This is a genomic window from Pseudomonas sp. FW306-02-D09B (genome assembly GCF_058782685.1).
Window position 1 is genome coordinate 48,782 of sequence record NZ_JBYSXY010000021.1, and the last position, 16,125, is coordinate 64,906.

General features: G+C 58.3%; 9 protein-coding genes. 4 read left to right on the forward strand and 5 right to left on the reverse strand.

Going from position 1 to position 16,125, the window contains the following annotated elements; all coding sequences use genetic code 11:
• Positions 1-72 precede the first annotated feature (72 nt).
• Together dgcN and yfiR are read right to left on the reverse strand one after the other, a co-directional pair.
• Positions 73-1,341, reverse strand: a complete 1,269-nt coding sequence (gene dgcN / locus AC3WK5_RS26060; RefSeq protein ID WP_103319007.1) for a diguanylate cyclase DgcN/YfiN — start codon at positions 1,339-1,341, stop codon at positions 73-75.
• Positions 1,338-1,913: a regulatory sequestration protein YfiR gene (yfiR, locus tag AC3WK5_RS26065; protein WP_054594133.1), complete on the reverse strand. Its 576-nt coding sequence runs from the start codon at positions 1,911-1,913 to the stop codon at positions 1,338-1,340. Before yfiR ends, dgcN begins: the two co-directional genes overlap by 4 nt.
• Positions 1,914-2,263: 350 nt before the next feature.
• Between yfiR and AC3WK5_RS26070 the strand changes: the two genes are divergently transcribed.
• The 4 genes from AC3WK5_RS26070 to AC3WK5_RS26085 all read left to right on the forward strand — a co-directional run bounded on the left by AC3WK5_RS26070 (position 2,264) and on the right by AC3WK5_RS26085 (position 6,667).
• Positions 2,264-3,115 carry a sugar phosphate isomerase/epimerase family protein gene (locus tag AC3WK5_RS26070; protein ID WP_103319009.1) on the forward strand — a complete coding sequence of 284 codons (852 nt, stop codon included), beginning with the start codon at positions 2,264-2,266 and terminating at the stop codon, positions 3,113-3,115.
• A 12-nt stretch (positions 3,116-3,127) separates the two neighbouring features.
• Positions 3,128-4,186, forward strand: a complete 1,059-nt coding sequence (locus AC3WK5_RS26075) for an isopenicillin N synthase family dioxygenase (RefSeq protein WP_103319011.1) — start codon at positions 3,128-3,130, stop codon at positions 4,184-4,186.
• Positions 4,187-4,228: 42 nt separating this feature from the next.
• Positions 4,229-5,029, forward strand: a complete 801-nt coding sequence (locus AC3WK5_RS26080; protein ID WP_103319013.1) for an ABC transporter substrate-binding protein — start codon at positions 4,229-4,231, stop codon at positions 5,027-5,029.
• 99 nt (positions 5,030-5,128) lie between these two features.
• The gene (locus tag AC3WK5_RS26085; RefSeq protein WP_103319014.1) at positions 5,129-6,667 is read left to right on the forward strand and encodes an amino acid ABC transporter permease/ATP-binding protein; all 1,539 of its coding nucleotides are present in this window, start codon (positions 5,129-5,131) and stop codon (positions 6,665-6,667) included.
• Positions 6,668-6,732: 65 nt separating this feature from the next.
• Here the strand turns inward: AC3WK5_RS26085 and recD are convergent, their stop codons facing one another.
• From recD to recC, 3 genes are read right to left on the reverse strand one after another with little or no spacing between them, the layout of a single operon-like run.
• Complete coding sequence (gene recD / locus AC3WK5_RS26090) at positions 6,733-8,820, reverse strand: exodeoxyribonuclease V subunit alpha (protein ID WP_103319016.1); 2,088 nt, start codon at positions 8,818-8,820, stop codon at positions 6,733-6,735.
• Positions 8,817-12,506: an exodeoxyribonuclease V subunit beta gene (gene recB / locus AC3WK5_RS26095; RefSeq protein WP_103319019.1), complete on the reverse strand. Its 3,690-nt coding sequence runs from the start codon at positions 12,504-12,506 to the stop codon at positions 8,817-8,819. The genes recD and recB overlap by 4 nt, the downstream gene beginning before the upstream one ends.
• Positions 12,503-15,955: an exodeoxyribonuclease V subunit gamma gene (gene recC, locus AC3WK5_RS26100; RefSeq protein WP_103319021.1), complete on the reverse strand. Its 3,453-nt coding sequence runs from the start codon at positions 15,953-15,955 to the stop codon at positions 12,503-12,505. Before recC ends, recB begins: the two co-directional genes overlap by 4 nt.
• Positions 15,956-16,125 lie beyond the last annotated feature (170 nt).

Genomic DNA, 16,125 nt, shown 5'->3' on the forward strand with positions numbered 1-16,125 from the left:
GCAAGGTAAAGGTAAAGGTAAAGGTAAAGGTAAAGAATCGCAGGGAACGCTGGGTCAGTGAAAACAAGGCTGTTAACTCCTGGTTTGAACATTGGCGACAAGGTGCTCCGACCCGGCCGTGTATTGCCCGCCTCGGGCGAGGCGTTTGGCTTGATACATTGCCGCATCGGCGGCATCGAGCAGGGTACCGGGTGTGGCGCCATGCTCAGGATAAATCGCAATGCCAACGCTGAGTGAGGTCAACACCTGGGTATCGCCTGGCAACTGAACCGGCAGCTCCATGCTGGCGATGATCTTTTCGGCAATTCGTTCGGCGTCTTCGGTTTTATGCAACGGCGTCAACAGCACAGCAAACTCGTCACCGCCCAAGCGGGCGACCAGATCCTCTTCACGCAATTGCGCCCGGACTCGGGTTGCCACGGCAACCAGCACGGCATCGCCAGCAGCGTGGCCGAAGTTGTCATTGATACCCTTGAACCGATCGCTATCGAGAAACAGCACGGCAACCCGTTCATCGTGTTTGTTGGCATTACGTAACGCGCGAATCAGTCGACCTTCGAAAAACGCCCGATTCGGCAAACCGGTGAGGCTGTCATGACTGGCTTGGTGGGCCAGCGTTTCGTTTTCGCTTTGCAGGTGGGTTTGCCAGGACTCCAGCTCATCAAGCAAGGCATTGAAGTCATTGCCCAGACTGTCGAGTTCGGCAATGCGTGCTGGCGGCACACGACGATCGAGGACCCGCTCCTGGCGCGCGGCGTGAGCGACCTCGGCCAGGCTGCGCAGTGGGCCGGTAATCCCGCGTAGCTGACGGCGTGCCAGATACAACGCGACCCAGGCGCTAACCGCCGTACACAAGACAATCCCGGCCAGACCGCTGAGCAAAAAGCGCATCAGACTGCCGCCATGCCCGGTCAGCAGGATGCTGCCGATTTCCTGACCTTGATGGAGGATCGGTATGTTGATCGGCTTTTCCAGAAGCGATCGAGCGATCTGCATTTCCAATTCGGAAACCAGACCGGTTTCCGGTCGCTGCCAACGAGCGAGCAGTTGGCCCTTTTCATCGAACACCTGGGCATCGGCCACTTCTTCTGTGGACGCGATCAGCGCCAGCGCTTCGGTCGCCGCCGCGCTGTCGTTGAACACCACTGCAGCTTCCACCGTGTAATTGATCGAACGGGCAATCAGCTGCAGGTTGTGATCGGCATACACCCGCAAGGCCAGTACCCCGAGCAAGGTCAGGGACAGACTGGCCATGGCCACGCCAACCAGCGCAACGATCAGGTGTCCACGGCCAATGACCGATTGCAAAGTTGGGCGGTTGCCGGACCTGAACAGGTTCATGGGGCCGCCGCTTTACGGCGAGAGAGTTGCAAGACGCTGGGGTGAATGCGCACACCACTGCGGGCTACCGAGTCGAGGTTGACCTCAAACGAGACTTGATGGTCACTGACCCGCAGGCAGAACAGGCTGCCTACCGTGCATTGATCGCCCCCCTCGCTGATACTCAGCACCGGATGGCCTGTCAAAGAAGCGAAGAGCGTGCTGCGCTCTTCATTGGTCAGTTTACCGATGTAGATTGCGTCACACTCACTGGCGATCGCCGGGTAATTGGCCAACAGTCGCCGAACGACCACCGGACGCCCCGTGGCTTGAGTGGTGCCTTTGACTAAATCGTCGGTGTACTCGGTGGGACCGACCACGCACAAACGCAATTGCGCTGGCTCCACCGGCCAGCGAGCGTAGCTGAGGATTCCCAACACCACTTGAGTAACCGACATGGCGCGCTGATCAGCCATGCTCGGTGGCGCCTGCAACTCAGCGAATACAGGAAGGCTCAACAAACAGAAAAGGCCGGCCAGCAGCAGCTGCTTCCAGCCAGCAATGCGTTCTGTCGTCCAGACAGCCAGCTTCATGCGGGAATTCTCGTTGATCGTCATGGATGATGCCGCAACGATAGCATATCCGGTGAAATGCTCACGAAAGCAGCGAGTATTGATAGGCGCCTATTTGTTTATAAAATCCTGAAGTAACAATTTGGGGTTTCCTATTTTTCTCTGTTTCACCCCATGTCTACCATCGGCACCAACGTGACCTGTAACCGCACTGCGGTCCTAATAACAATAAAAGCTGACAGCGACGTAAGTGAGAGCGGATACACCGAGATCCGACTCATGAACACCTTTTGCTACTGCCATAACAGCTCGATTCGGTCATGCACCGGCGTCGAGCCTTGAGTAGTTGAAGGCGTCGTGGAGGTTCACCGATGAAACTGGAAATATTTCGTACCCTCTGGGGCTATAGCGCGAGCAAGGCCCAGGCGCTCGACGAGTTGCTGGAAGCCGGCTTCGATGGCATGGAAGCTCGCCTGCCGTTGGACGTCCGCGAACGAACCGAGTTCGGCGCCTTTCTAAAAGCCAATGAACTGGCTTACATCAGCACCGTGTTTACCGCTTATGACGTGCTGCCGGAACAATCCGCGTCGCCCACCGAACACCTTCTTGACCTGGACAAAAAACTCACTTGGGCTGCCGAGCTTAATCCACGCTTCGTCAATGTGCTGGCCGGCAATGACCGTTGGCCGCTGTCGCAGCAGGTGGAGTTCTTCGGCCAGGCCATGGCGCTTGCACGCAAGCACGGGCAATTCTGCAGTTTCGAAACCCACCGCTCACGGTCACTGTTCAACCCTTGGCTGACGCTTGAACTGATCCGGCAGCTACCCGACCTGCGGTTCACCAGCGATATCAGCCATTGGGTCGTGACGTGCGAGCGGTTGTTGAATGATCCGGCGGATGATCTGAGTGCCTTCGTCGAGCGCGTACACCATATCCAGGCCCGCGTCGGTTATGACCAAGGCCCGCAGGTTCCCCATCCCGCCGCCCCGGAATACGCCCGGGAACTGGCCTTCCATCAGCAGCACTGGGAAGCCATCTGGCACTCCCAGCAGGCTCGCGGCTATCAGGTCAGCACCCTGACGCCTGAGTTCGGTGCCGACGGCTATTTGCACCACTTGCCCTTCACCAATGTGCCGGTCGCCGACCTGTGGTCGCTGAATATCTGGATGGCCAACACAGAGCGCGAACACTTCGATCGCTTCAATCACTCAACCCTCGCGTGAGGTGCTTGCAACATGTCCGAGCAGATCAATAACACTACGCCCCAAGCGAACTTCAAGAGCATTCCGGTGGTGGATATCGCCGGTCTGTTCAGCATCGAACGGGAACATCGGCTAGTCGTCGCAGAGCAGCTCGGGGTGGCCGCCAGTGACGTCGGCTTTCTCTATATCACCAGCCACGGCATCGATCCGCAGTTGATCACCAACTTGCGCCAGGCAGCCAAGGACTATTTCGATCAGTCCCTGGAAACCAAGATGCAGCACTACATCGGCACCTCGAAGACCCACAAGGGCTTTGTCCCGGAAGGTGAAGAGGTTTACGCCAAGGGCAAACCGGATCATAAGGAAGCCTTCGACATCGGCTTCGAAGTCCCGGAAAACGATCCGCTGGTGCTGGCTAACACGCCGCTGCTCGGGCCGAATGAATGGCCGTCACTGCCAGGTTTCAAGGAAGCCGTGCAGGCCTACTACGCCGCGATCTTCGCCCTCGGTCGACGGCTGTTCGGGGGCTTCGCCCTGGCATTGGGCCTGGAGGAAGACTATTTCGACAGCATGGTCACCCGGCCGCCCTCGAAGTTGCGGCTGATCCACTACCCGTTCGACGGCACGGCTCAGGATGCACCCGGGATTGGTGCACATACCGACTACGAGTGCTTCACCATTTTGCTGGCAGACAAACCCGGGCTGGAGGTGATGAACAATCTTGGCCAGTGGATCGATGCACCGCCTATTCCAGGGGCGTTCGTGGTGAACATCGGCGACATGCTCGAAGTCATGACCGCGGGTGCATTCGTTGCGACGGCTCACCGTGTCCGCAGTGTCAGCGAAGAGCGCTACTCCTTCCCGCTGTTCTATGCCTGCGACTTCCATACCCAGATCAAACCCCTGCCGGGCTTCGCCAAGACCGGGCAAGAGTATGAGCAGATCGCCATTGGCGAACACATGTACAGCCAGGCGCTGCAGACTTACCAATACCTGCGCAAGCGGGTGGAAAACGGAGAAATCACGTTGCCGGAGAAGGCGCGTAAGCCTTCGAGCTTCGGGCACCTGAAAAATCAGACACAACCGTCCTGATCATTGCTGTCGGCCACTACTTTCTAATCGGAGTCACCGAAAATGCTTTACAAAAATAACCGTGCTGCCCGTTTGTCCCTGCTCGCCGCCAGCCTGTTCTGTGCAACCGCCAGCATGGCTTCCACCGCCACACCGGGCCAGTTGAAAATCGGCATGGAAATCACCTATCCGCCGTTCGAGTCCTATGACAGCCAGAAAAATATCGTCGGCTCCGATCCGGAACTGGCTCAAGCCCTCGCCAAGCAGATGCAAGCCAAGGCGGAGTTCGTCGATACCAAGTTCCCCAATCTGATTTCCGGCCTGAACTCCGGGCACTACGACGCGATCATCTCCGGCATGTACATCACGCCAGAGCGTCAGACTCAAGCGATGACCATTGGCTACGCGGTGACGGGCGCGGCAATCATGGCACCGAAAGACAGCGGTCTGAATGCGCAAACCCCGGAGGACCTCTGCGGCCTGAAAGTCGGGCTGGAACAAGGCACCACCTGGGTCGCTCAATTGAAGAAACTCTCGACCGACTATTGCGTGCCGAACAACAAGGGCGCCATCACTGTCAGCGAGTTCCCGTCGGCACCGGAAGTGACCCAGGCCCTGCTGTCGAAAAATATCCAGGCCCAAATGGAAATCGCCGGCGCAGCGAAGATGATCGCCGAACACACCAACGGTCGTGTGGTGGTCACCTCCCAGCATCTGGTCTATCCGCAAACCCTCGGCATCTTCGTCAAGAAAGGCAACGAGGAGACCTATCAGGCGCTGCTCAAGGCGTTTGATGGTGCGAAAAAAAGCGGTGACTACGCAGCTATCCTGAAGAAGTACAACCTGGAAGAAGCGTCCAACTAAGGCGACGCCCCTTCGCGGGCCAGCACGCGCCTACAAAAGTACCGCTCCCAGCGCGGGAGCGGCTTACCCGCGAAGATTTCAATGCGGTTCGAGGTACTTATGCAATTCGATTGGACGTACTTTTTCTCCCTGTTCGCTGACTCCGCCTTCTGGCAAGCCTGCGTCACCGTAATCGAACTCAGTGCCCTGGCCTGGTTCATCGGCATGCTTCTTGGTTTTCTACTGGCCTCGGCCAAACTGTCGACTTCGGTCTGGCTCAGACTTCCGGCGACCGCTTATATCTGGTTCTTCCGCAGCATTCCGCTGCTGGTGCTGGTGGTCTTCGTCTACAACCTGCCGCAGTTATTCCCGATGACCGGCTCGGTCCTGTCCAACCCCTTCTACTCCGGGTTGTTCGCGCTGGTGATCACCGAAGCGGCGTATATGGCAGAGATCCATCGCGGTGGCCTGATTTCGGTCGCCAAGGGTCAGAAAGAGGCCGGGCGCGCGCTGGGTATCGGCTTCCTGGGCTTGCAGCGTTTGATCGTGATTCCTCAGGCTTTTCGCATTTCCCTGCCGACCTTGATCAACGAATACATCACGGTGGTGAAACTGACGTCGCTGATCTCGGTGATCTCCCTGACCGAACTGCTCACCGTCGGCCAGCGCCTGTACGCGCAGAACTTCCTGGTCATGGAAACCCTCGGTGCGGTAGCGGTGTATTACGTGTTTATCGTGAGCGTGTTCGGCTGGTTTTTGCAGCGACTGGAGCGCCATCTGGATCTGAACCAACGCAAGCCGCAAACCCTAGACGAAACCGCCGTAAGCCGACTCAAGGCCCAATCCCAACCGCTGACCAGCACTGCCGGCCTCCCAGTCAATCGCGGTGCGGTACCCGTTCTACAACTGGAGAAGATCCACAAGCGCTATGGCAATCACGAAGTGCTCAAGGGCATCGACCTGACTGTCGGCAGTGGTCAGGTGATTTCAATCATCGGCCCGTCAGGCTCAGGTAAAACGTCGTTGATTCGCACCATCAATGGACTGGAAAGTATTGATCAAGGCGAGATCATGCTATTTGGCGAAAGCTTCATCGGTTCCAACGACACCCCCAACAGCGCGAAGGTTCGTAGTGGCGTGCGGCATATCGGGATGGTATTCCAGAACTTCAACCTGTTTCCCCATCGCTGCATTCTCGACAACATTACTCTGGCACCGCGCTTCCACGGCAGCGCAAAACCCTTGAGTGAACAACGCGCCTATGCGTTGTTGGACAAGGTCGGACTGCTGGCTCACGCGCACAAGTATCCGCATCAGCTTTCCGGCGGTCAGCAACAACGGGTAGCGATTGCTCGGGCATTGGCCATGGAACCGAAGATCATGCTGTTCGACGAACCGACTTCGGCCCTCGATCCGGAACTGGTGGGCGATGTGTTGAATGTGATCCGCGATTTGGCCAAAGAAGGCATGACCATGCTGATCGTGACCCACGAGATGGACTTCGCGATGTCGATTTCCGATCGGGTGATCTTCATGGAAAACGGGAATGTTCAGCTGGATGCCAGCCCGTATGCCATACGCAACAAGCAGACCGGCGAACGTGTTCGACGCTTCATGGGCCTGACCGCCCAGACCGAGATGCTGCTGGCAGCGGAGTAGACCTCGGAGCGGGCCGGGTCTTGGTGGCGATAGGTCAAGTCCTCTCGCCACCACACTGCACCTGCTCACCCCAATTCCAGCATCAACCCGCTCAAGCGCTTGACCTTGCGTCGTACGGCTTCTTCAAAAATCCCGGTACGTGGTTCGATCAGGCTGAACCAGTTCTTGGCGCGAGTGATTCCGGTGTAGATCAGCTCTTTGGTCAGCACCGGGTTCAGCGCATCTGGCAGGATCAACGCCGTGTGGGCGAATTCGGAGCCTTGGGATTTGTGCACGGTCATGGCGTAGACGGTTTCCACGTCATTGAGTCGGCTGGGCAAAACAAACCTCACACCGCCCTGACCATCGTTACGCGCAAAAGCGACGCGCAGCACCTGGCGTCCGCCCTCCTGGCCATCGCGCTCAGGCAATTTCAGGGTGATACCGATGTCGCCATTCATCAGGCCCAGACCATAATCGTTGCGCGTCATCAGTACCGGACGCCCTTCGTACCATTGCTGATCACTGTCGATCAGCCGCGCCTTGAGCAACGCGCCGGTAATCCGCTGATTCAGCCCCTCGACACCCCACGGTCCCTTGCGCACGGCACACAGCAGCTGGAACGCATCAAAGGCTTGCAAGACATTGCGTGCCCACTCGATCCAGCAAGGATCGTCGGGAAGTGAGTTGAAGGACGGACGCTGGTTGCGCAAGAGACTCAGGTAATGCCGATAACCCTGCGGACCTTCGCCATGGCCTTCGAGCAATAGACGCTCCAGCGCCCTGTCCTGCTCGCCCTTGAGGGGCAGCGAAAAAAGATCGGCATGACTGCGGGCAGCCAGCAGCTTGCGGGCCTCATCGGCCTGCTGCTGATTGACCCAGCGCGCCAGTTGACCAATGCCGCTGCCTTCGCCAAAGCGCCGCGAATGACGCAGCATCACGACCTGCTGGGCCAGCGGGTGAGTGGCGTCGATGTCTTCCTGCAAACCGCTGGAACCAAGATTTTCACCACTGACGGCCTCCAGCCAGTCGCGGGTCTGCGGGCTGTACCAACCGGCCTCGGCATCGCGGCACAGATCACCGAGAACGGCGCCGGCCTCCACCGACGCCAACTGATCCTTGTCACCGAGCAAGACCAACCGGGCATGCGTCGGCAACGCATCAAGCAGATTGGCCATCATCTCCAGGTCGATCATCGAGGCTTCGTCGACCACCAGCACATCCAGCGGCAGGCGATTGCCGGCGTGATGGCGGAAATGCCGGGTTCCCGGCCGGCTGCCGAGCAGACGGTGGACCGTGGTCACGTCAGAGGGGATTTTGTCCCTGACGCTCTCGGCAACTTGCAGTGTGCGAACTTGCTGGCTGATGGACTCTGTCAGCCGCGCGGCGGCCTTGCCCGTGGGGGCGGCAAGTCGAATCCGCAGTGGCTTGCCCGCCTCCACGGCTGGCGCCTGGAGCAGGGCCAGCAAACGCACAACCGTGGTGGTTTTACCGGTTCCAGGCCCGCCCGTAACGATGCTGAATGCACCACGGGTGGCCAGGGCACAGGCGAGTTTCTGCCAATCGATCTGCGCACTGGAACTGGCCTGGCCAAACAGGCCACTCAGGCGTTCGGACAGGTCATCGGGTGTTGGTTCATGGACGATAAGTCGTTGGCGCAGCGCACTGTCGATGCGCCGTTCGTACGTCCAGTAACGGCGTAAATACAGTCGCTTCCCAGACAATACCAATGGGCGCTGCTGTGATTCATCACGCCCATCGACGGCCAGTGCCACAAGACTGCTGGACGCCAGGACCTTGCACCAGTGAGCGCCCTCCAATGCTTCAAGCAATTGCGATGGCAACAACAGGCTTCCGGTCTGCAGATCGCCCTCCGGCGGCAGGGATAGCGCGAAGTCCGGCTCCTTGAGCGTTTCGAACAGATCGAGGCACACATGCCCGTGTCCCAGTTGATGGCTGGTCAAGGCTGCCGCCAGCAATACCAGCGGATCGCCATCGGGTGCCAGTTCGTGGAGGAAGGCGACAAAGGCTTTGTCCAGTGCCCGAAGCCAGCCACGCTCGACCCAGCGCTCGAGTAACAGCAACAGGTCATCGGCGCGACTCAGCGGTGTCAGTTGCGCAAGGCTCTCAGCCGTCAACGGTGTGGGTAACAAATCGGAAAAGGAACGGCTCATAGCAATATACCCTGCTCCCAGGCCGGTTCAGGCTTGGGTTCTGGTTTTCCCTGGAACAGCCGGTCCAGTCGTTCGATCAATTCCCGTGGCGGACGGGTGAAATACACGCCTTGGCCAGGTGCCCGGGTGCCGCGCAGGAACAGGTACAAGGCGCCGCCCATGTGCCGGTCATAGTCGTAATCGGCGAGTCGCGCCTTGAGCTGGCGATGCAGCGCCAGTAGATACAACACGTACTGCAGGTCATAGCGATGATCGAGCATCGACTGTTCCATTGCCTGCTCGGTATAGGCCGAATCGTCAGCACCGAGCCAGTTGGACTTGTAATCCGCAACGTAATAACGCCCGGCGTGCTCGAACGTCAGGTCGATAAAGCCTTTGAACATGCCATTCAGCAGTACGGGCTCGGCAACGACACGAGAAGCGCCGGCATGGGTGTATTGGCGCACCAGTTCGTCGAGCTTCAACACATCGACTTTATGGCTGGCAAACCAGAATTCCATTTCGACCCGGTACTCGGTCAGTTGCTCGAACACCACGGGTGGTTGTTCGGTACCAATGCGTAACGGCGCTTGCAACAAATGCTGCAGCCAGTCGCTCAGGGTGTTGATCCAGCCTTCCCAGCCGCGGCGGTTGCAGCGGCGTGCAATGGCGTTTTCGATGGATTTCGGGTCTGCGGCGAAACCTTCGTCACCCGCCCACTCCAATAATCCATGGAGAAAAGTCCCGGGATTCGGCCCGCGCGGGAAGCGGTGGATATCACCACCGCTCGCAAGCACTTCGCGTGGCGCATCGGGATCAAGTCGCTCGTCATCGAAAAGCTTTTGCGCTTGCGGGCTTTCCGGCGCTTCGTCGCTGCCAGCGCTCAGACTATCGCCAATGCGCAACGCACTGTAGGAGGCGATCCACCAGTTCTCGGCCGCCTTGCGCTTCGGTATCAGCGGTGCGAGCAACGTTGCCTCATTGCGTGGCGGGAGAAAACGTTCGGTTGTGGCTTCAGGCATCTCGCCATAGCTCAAAGCGCTGCAGTTTTGCTGCAAGTCTTCCAGCCAACGCTTCAGCGCCGTCGACTCGACCAGCTTTTCGCCGCCACCCAGCAGATAGCCCAATGCCGACAGGTGCAGCACCGAGCTGTTGTTATTGCCGCGCTTGAGGTCGGTGACTCCCAGCCAGCAAGCATGCTGGGCTCGGGTCAAGGCCACATAGAGCAGACGCAAATCTTCAGCCAAGCGCTCATCGTCCGCCAGGGCAATCAACTCGGGGGTTGGGCTCAACGTTATCTGGGCTTGCCCGTTCGCGTCGTGGTAGTGCATCGGCAATCGACTGCCGTCCACCGGTTTTGCCGAACAAATGAACGGCAGAAAAACCAGCGGATACTCAAGGCCTTTGGATTTGTGGATGGTCACTACCTTGACCAGTTGCTCATCGCTTTCCAGACGCAGAATCTGCTCTTCGCCGGCCTGCCCGGACAACGCCAGATGCTCGGACAAATGACGGATCAGGGCTTGCTCGCCATCGAGCTCGGCGGCGGCTTGCTGCAACAGCTCCGAGAGGTGCAGCAGGTTGGTCAGTATCCGCTCGCCATCGCTTCGGGCAATCAAGGCCTGAGGCAGTTCGAAATCATGCAGCAACCGGCGCAGCATTGGCAGGATGCCCTGACTGCGCCAGATCACCCGATACTCGCGAAACTGCATGACGCGCTTCTCCCAGGCCAGCTCATCCTGGTTCAAACGTTCCAGTTCTGTCAGCGACAGGTTCAAGGTGATGCTGGCCAGCGCTGCACGCAGTGGTCGCTCGACATCCGGCTCGGCGCAGGCCTTTAGCCAACTCAACAGGTCGTGAGCCTCCTGGGCCGCGAACACCGAGTCCTTGTCCGATAGATAAACACTGCGCACGCCTCGCACGGACAATTCGTTGCGTACCGCCTGGGCCTCTTTACCATCGCGCACCAGAATCGCGATATCTGCCGGTAGTAGCCCCTGTAGATCCTCTGCCCCCCGGACAAAACCCGCACGCCGCTGCTGACCGCCATTGAGCAATGCAGTGATTTCACTGGCGCACGCTGCAGCCAGTTGCTGTCGGTACACAACACCGGACAACGGTTGCTCGCTGGACAGTTGCCAGATATTCAGCGCCGGTACGGCCTGACCGTTGATCTGCAAAGACTCTTTGCGGCCTTGCGATTCGACCGGCAGAAATGGAACCGGGTTTTCGCCGTTTTTCTCACGAAACAGAAACGCACCACGCCCCTGCTCACGGGCTTCTGCACGCTGGAACACATGGTTCACCGCATCGACCATCCCGTGACTGGAGCGGAAGTTGGTGCCCAGGGTATGCAAGCGACCACTCGTTGCCTGACGCGCGCGCAGGTAGGTATAGATATCGGCGCCACGGAAGGCATAGATCGCCTGTTTAGGGTCGCCGATCAGAAACAGCCCACATTCGGGGTTGTTGTCTTCAATACGATAGATACTTTCGAAGATCCGGTACTGGACCGGGTCGGTGTCCTGGAATTCGTCGATCAACGCGACGGGAAACTGCTCGCGGATCAACGTCGCCAGACGCTCCCCACCTTCGGCTCGCAATGCAGCATCGAGCCTGAGCAGCATGTCGTCAAAACCCATTTCAGCACGCCGACGCTTCTCTTCTTCAAAACGCGCCCCCACCCACTGTGCGGCATGTTTCAGGACTGCGGCATCCGGAGTCGGCAATGCATCGAGACTGGCTTTCAGGCCGGACATGGCGTCCAGGCCGGGGTGGCTTGGTGCCTGACCTTTCCAGGCCTCAGCCATGCCATCGGGTGTCAGACGATTGAAGCCGGTGCCAATATCCAGTTGTTCAAGGCTGTCATCCTCGGCCCAAGTACAGATTTTCTCGAACCAGGGCTCGAAGTAACGCGCTTGCATCTTGCGTCCGTCGACAGACTTGCTGGCGACGCCTTGCAGACAGATCTCTCGCAACTCCTGCGCCCATTGTCGCCAAGGCGCCTTGAGCTCCAGCAACGCATCACGTCGAGCTTGCAGGCACTCCGTGATCAGCTCGGCAGGTTCTTTTCCTTCAGCGCTATCACGCTCACTGGCGAACAACCCGCGCACTCGTGACAGCAAGGCGGCCGGGCCGCCCCAATGGCTGCGAACCCAGTTCAGCGCATCACCTTGCATCGGGTAGCAAAACAGTCGCCAGTAATCGCGCAGAACTTCACCGAGCAGATTGCTGTGATCAACTTCGAGGGTTTGAGTGAACAGACTGCCACTGTCGAACGCATGCTCACGCAGCATCCGTTGGCACCAACTGTGAATCGTCGAAACTGCTGCCTCATCCATCCACTGCGCGGCGATGTCCAAACGGTTCGCACAGCCGGACCACTGTTCGGGACTGAACTGCCCACGCAACTCGGCAATCAGGCTGTCAGGTGCTGGTGTTTCGTCGCGGAAAAACCGCGCTGCCTCGGCAAGACGTGTACGGATCCGCTCACGCAGCTCCTTGGTCGCGGCATCAGTAAAGGTCACCACGAGGATTTGCGGTGGCAGGAGTTCACGACCAAAACCGGCAGACTCGTCACCGTGCCCAAGCACCAACCGCAAGTAGAGCGCGGAAATGGTGAACGTCTTGCCGGTGCCGGCACTGGCTTCGATCAGTTGACTACCGCGAAGCGGGAAGGCTAATGCCAGAGGGACCTTCGCTGTCATGAGTGCGACTCCTCACTGGTCAATGAGCGCCAAGGGGCTTCGAGCAGCGGACGGTAGAGCGCGTCACACCAATCGACAAAGGTTTCGTCGGCAATCAGGGCGTTGTAATCGGCAAACTGGCGAGCCAGTGCAGGGCTTTCGCGGCGCTCGCCATCGGTGGTCTGACCGTCGCCCTCATAGGCCTTGCGAGCGGCAGCCTCGGCTTTGAGCGGATCAGTCTGGCCCAGCCAGGCGAAAGCCGTTTTTACCGCTACGGGCAATGGCTGGCGCATACCTGATTGCCAGGCCTGTAACAGATTGCCCAGGGTTTTCAGCGCGGCATCTTGCTCGATAGGGGCAAGCAGCAAGGTATCGTCACTGGCCACCAACCCCGTAGTCATCGACAAGCCGCTCGCGCAAGCCACCAGGTGATTAACCCAAGGACGAGTCAAACGATGCCACTTGCGGGTCTTGATCGAACCAATGCTGTTGGGGATCGTAGTGACAGCCAGCAACCCGCCATCGCTGCGTTGATGGAGACCGCTGAGCCAGCCTTCCAGGCTCACTCCCTGCAATTGGAGCGTCACCGGCAAAGCACTGTTTTGCGGTGTTGGCCACAATGCGAGCAACTGTTGATAACGTTGCAGCAGATCCGGTAGCGGCTCGATCAACTCACGTTGCAAGCACTCACCGAAACCGGCCATCGGCAGCAAGCCGCTGTCCTGCAACCTTTTGGCCTGTGCATGCAGAGCTTGTTCAGGTTGATCAGGGCTAGCCAGCGCGGCTTCAAGCAAGCTATCGCTCAGACTGTAGCGTTCCAGCGCATCGAGCACGAAGGGCTCTTCATCTGCCAAAGGCGCTTCAGCCGCTTCGAAAAACACCTTGAGACGCTGACTGAAAAAATGCCGCACGGGGTTACGCAGGAAATCCTGTAGTTGACCAAGGCTCAGCGGCTCTTCCTGAACATAGGCATCAAGCACCTCCAAGACTGGACCACGGTCATGCTGCTCATGCAACAGCTGCCATTCTCGGGCATAGCTGAACAGTTGATCGCCTTCATGGAAATAACGGGCACTGAAGGGTTGTAACGGATGCTCCTGGGTCATCGCATCGAGGAGTTCTTTACTGCCGTCGGTGTTTTTCCAGCCGTTAGCCAGATGGTCACGCAGCTGACCGATCAATACCGATGCGGGGCGCTCGCTATTGTCACGAATACTGCGCCCGACCCAACTGATGTAAAGCTGGTCCCGCGCCGAGAGCAAGGCTTCGAGCAATAGATAGCGATCATCCTCTCGCCGAGACCGATCACCGGGGCGGTAATCGCTGCCCATCAGATCGAAATCCAGTGGCGGTTGTGCACGCGGATAATCACCATCGTTCATACCCAGCAGGCAAACGAGCTTGAACGGGATTGCCCGCATCGGCATGAGCGTACAAAAATTCACTGCGCCGGCCAGGAAGCGTTGGGATAAACGCCCCTGATCGAGACCAGCCAACCAGGCTTCACGGACCACCGTCAGCGGCAGCTCATCCAGTAAACCAACCGATTCGCAGGTCTCCAGCCAGGTTTCGCGGAGCAACTCGAGTTGGGCCAGCAGATAGTCATCATGCTCATTGCTGGCCAGGAAAAATAGCTGCATCAACGCTTGCAGACGCGTGCCCCATTGCTCAGGCGATGCCGGTTGTGAGAGCTCCTCGTGAGCAATCTGCAAAGCATTGAGTAAAGCTACCAATGGGCCGATCAGTGCCGCATCCAGCCCGCCGATCTCATCATAAGGTTCGATGCCATCGCAGGAATGACCACTGCCAACGGCATACCCCAGAAGCATGCGACGCAAACCAAAACGCCAACTGTTTTGCTCAAGTTCATCAGGTAAACCAAGACCGGCGCGTTGTTCGGCGTTCATACCCCAGCGAACGCCAGCCCCCTCGATCCAGCGATGCAAGGTCGGCAGGTCGCGCTCCTCTACGCCAAATCGGGCGCGCAATGCAGGAACGTCCAACAAGTCGAGAATCTCGCTGACCGGGAAACGGCTGTCAGGCAGTTTGAGCAAATGCTCGACCGCAATCAGTAGCGGGTCACGACCACGCTGGCCCTGGTCGGTCAGCGTGAAAGGGATAAAGCGCCGATCTTCCCGCTCAAGTTGACCGAACACGGCGCGGATGTGTGGAGCGTAACTGTCGATGTCCGGAACCATCACGATCACATCGCGTGGGCGCAACTGCGGGTCTGCGCTAAAGCGTGCGAGCAACTGATCGTGGAGTATCTCCACTTCACGCTGTGCGCTATGGGCAATGTGAAAACGGATCGACTCGTCCTGCTTCAGATCGACCGCAGGCCAGAGCAGGCGGGTTTCATTCAGCGGGCGTAACTCAAGGATGTCGTCCTGCAATTGATTGAGCATGTTCAACGGCTGGCTTTCGCTGAATAGATCGATACGTCCATCGCGAAAAGCTGATCGATAGCTGTTGGGATCGTCATAACTGTCGAGCAAGTTGATGTAGTCGCGCCCTTGCTTGCCCCAGGCTGCCAGCAGCGGGTGAGCATGTTGATGCAGGGTTTGTGGGTCAAGTACGACCGGCATGCCGGTCTTGCGCGCCTGTCGCTTGTACTGATGCCTTAAAAGGTCTTTATCGGCGACAATGTCTGCCCAGTGGTGACGACATGGGTTATGCACACAGAGCAGAACCTGGCTGAAGCGAGCTAATCCTGCGAGTGCTTCCAGGGCTTGAGCAGGTAGCGAAGAAATGCCAAAAACGATCACCCGTGAAGGTAATCCCTTAGGTGCGGTGTCCAGCCCAGTGATTGTCTCTATGAAGCGTTGATGAACGCCTGCGCGACTTTGCGCCATGCCTTGCTCACCGACGTCCAGCAACAGCACACGCCATAACTCAGCCTGCCAGCAGTTGGCCGGAGTGAGCGGCTTGCTCTCACCTCTACCGTTACGCAGTTGATGGCGACCCGCCGCCCAATCTTCCAGCCAGTCCGCCCGGTACACTTGATACTGGTCAAACAGATCCGCAAGCCGCTCCGCGAGCTGATAGCGTTTACGCAGGTCGGTATCGTGAGTCAGGAAGCGTTGCAGTGGTTCGAAGTGCGGTTTATCGATCAGTTCCGGCAACAGACGCATCAATCGCCAGGTCAGCGGAGCCTTGTCCAGCAACGACTTCACCGGAATTTCATCACGTCCGAGCACTGATCGATAAAGTTGCCACATAAAGCTGCCGGGTAACTGCACATCAATGGCCGCGGCTATGCCGCAGCCACCCATGTCGTCATCTTCAGGGTCTTCGGCCAATGCCAGCTTCAGCCATTGGGCAATACCGTTGCTCTGCACCAGAGCGATTTCATTTTCCAGGGGGGCAAGCGGATAACGCCGCATCCAGCTGACCACCAGGCTACGCAGCTCGTCCAGGCGGTTGCCGTGAACCACCATAAAACCAGCACTGAGGAACGAGGCGTCCGCCATAAGGGCTTCCTTGGAGAAATGCAAAAGCTAGGGCCGAACCTTAGCATTGTCAGGTGACTGTGACAGCCGTGAGCCGTCCGATGTTGCTGTACGAACTTTCTCGCAGGCAAAACAAAACCCCAACTGCTTTCGCAATTGGGGTTTCGGAATTTAATCTTGACGATGACCTA